Raw genomic sequence first — 2,012 nt, 5'->3', positions numbered from 1 at the left:
GCCGGTATGGAACGGGCAGACGCTGACGTTCGTGCAGGACCGACCGTCGGATAAGGTGTGGACCTATAACCGCAGTAATGTGGTGATGCCGGATGATGGCGCGCCGTTCCGCTACAGCTTCAGCGCCCTGAAGGACCGCCATAATGCCGTTGAGGTGAACTGGAGTGACCCGGATAACGGCCAGGAGACGGCGACAGAGCTTGTGGAGGACACGCAGGCCATTGCCCGTTACGGTCGTAACGTCACGAAGATGGATGCCTTTGGCTGTACCAGCCGGGGGCAGGCACACCGCGCCGGGCTGTGGCTGATTAAAACAGAACTGCTGGAGACGCAGACCGTGGATTTCAGCGTGGGTGCTGAAGGGCTTCGCCATGTACCGGGCGATGTCATTGAAATCTGTGATGATGACTATGCCGGTATCAGCACCGGTGGTCGTGTGCTGGCGGTGAACAGCCAGACCCGGACGCTGACGCTAGACCGTGAAATCACGCTGCCATCCTCCGGTACCACGCTGATAAGCCTGGTTGACGGAAGTGGCAATCCGGTCAGCGTGGAGGTTCAGTCCGTCACCGACGGCGTGAAGGTGAAAGTGAGCCGGGTTCCTGACGGCGTTGCCGAGTACAGCGTGTGGGGGCTGAAGCTGCCGACGCTGCGCCAGCGCCTGTTCCGCTGCGTGAGTATCCGTGAGAACGACGACGGCACGTATGCCATCACCGCCGTGCAGCATGTACCGGAAAAAGAGGCCATCGTGGATAACGGGGCGTACTTTGACGGCGACCAGAGCGGCACGGTGAATGGTGTCACGCCGCCAGCAGTGCAACACCTGACCGCAGAAGTCACCGCAGACAGCGGGGAATACCAGGTGCTGGCACGCTGGGATACGCCGAAGGTGGTGAAGGGCGTGAGCTTTATGCTTCGCCTGACCGTGGCAGCGGATGACGGCAGTGAGCGGCTGGTCAGCACGGCCCGGACGACGGAAACCACATACCGCTTCAGGCAGCTGGCTCTGGGAAATTACAGTCTGACAGTCCGGGCGGTAAATGCGTGGGGGCAGCAGGGCGATCCGGCGTCGGTATCGTTCCGGATTGCCGCACCGGCAGCGCCGTCGCGGATTGAGCTGACGCCGGGCTATTTTCAGATAACCGCCACGCCGCATCTTGCGGTTTATGATCCGACGGTACAGTTTGAGTTCTGGTTTTCGGAAAAGCGGATTGCTGATATCAGGCAGGTTGAAACCACAGCCCGTTATCTTGGTACCGGAAGTCAGTGGCTTGTCTCCGGCCAGAATATTAAACCTGGCCATGATTATTACTTTTATATCCGCAGTGTTAACACTGTCGGTAAATCGGCATTCGTGGAGGCAGTCGGTCGGGCGAGTAATGATCCTGCCGGTTACCTTAATTTTTTCAGGGGGGCGATAAATAAAACGCATCTGGGACGGGAGATCAATGAACGCATTGATGCCTCTGCACGGCGCACTGAAGTTGAGCAACTGGAGAATGCGATTAACCGCGAAATGACGCAGCTGGAGAAAGATGTGAGGCAGCGTGCGGAGCGTGATATCGCAGAGGTGACGAAAAAAATCACGGCGTCTGAAAACAGCATAACGGAACTGGTGGCGAAAAAGAGCGGTGAACAGTCGCTGGCCATTGCGAAAGTCGACAGGAAAGTTGACAGCGTGAGCAGTGAAATCCGGCAGACAGTGAGCAGGAGCACGGAGGAGAACAGCCGACAGATAGCGCAGGTCAGGCAGTATGTTGATGATAAAAGTGCGCAAATAAGTACTGTTGTGGCGAAAAAGAGCGCTGAACAGTCAATGGCCATTGCGGAAGTTGACAGAAAAGTTGACAGGATGGGCAGCGAAATCCGGCAGACAGTAAGCAGGAGCACGGAGGAGAACAGCCGACAGATAGCGCAGATCAGACAGTATGTTGATGATAAGGGAAGTCAGATCAAACAGAGCACGGATAAAAAACTGGGATCCTGGAATGCCAGCATTGAGCAGATACAGA

1 protein-coding gene is annotated in these 2,012 nt (G+C 56.6%); it reads left to right on the top strand.

Annotated features, from left to right (window positions below; all coding sequences use genetic code 11):
* A partial coding sequence (locus tag ACJHYR_RS27545; RefSeq protein ID WP_410233202.1) for a host specificity protein J occupies positions 1–2,012 on the top strand: 2,012 nt, incomplete at both ends.

The sequence above is a fragment of the Escherichia sp. WS1450 genome (assembly GCF_046487395.1).
Classification (GTDB): Bacteria; Pseudomonadota; Gammaproteobacteria; order Enterobacterales; family Enterobacteriaceae; genus Escherichia; species Escherichia coli.
Note: the sequence above shows the minus strand (reverse complement) of the source record. Positions and strands in the feature narration are given on the sequence as shown.